Annotated in this window: 1 protein-coding gene; it reads right to left on the bottom strand. The window is 63.1% G+C overall.

All coding sequences use genetic code 11. The features are described from left to right. Positions 1-252 (bottom strand): 3-hydroxyacyl-CoA dehydrogenase family protein (locus tag O4G76_RS21130; RefSeq protein WP_269399057.1); only part of this gene is annotated, 252 nt, incomplete at both ends.

The raw sequence follows: 252 nt of genomic DNA, 5'->3' as shown, positions 1-252 counted from the left end.
GGCACGCTCCGTGGCGATATGCTCCAGCACCTCGTCATTCGGAACCTGCCCCTCCTCGCCATAAACGTAGAATCCTTTGCCGGTCTTGCGCCCGAAATGGCCCGCCTCGCACAGACGATCCGCAAACTCTGCATAGACCTCACGCGGATCGCGGGTCGGGGCGAGACGCTTGCGAGTGGCCCATCCGATGTCCAGGCCGGCCAGATCGCTCACCGCATAAGGCCCCATCGCAAGGCCGAAATTCACCAAGGC

The organism is Limimaricola sp. G21655-S1, assembly GCF_027213785.1.
Classification (GTDB): domain Bacteria; phylum Pseudomonadota; class Alphaproteobacteria; order Rhodobacterales; family Rhodobacteraceae; genus Limimaricola.
The sequence above is the reverse complement of the archived record's forward strand: the minus strand, read 5'-3'. Positions and strand labels throughout refer to the sequence as shown.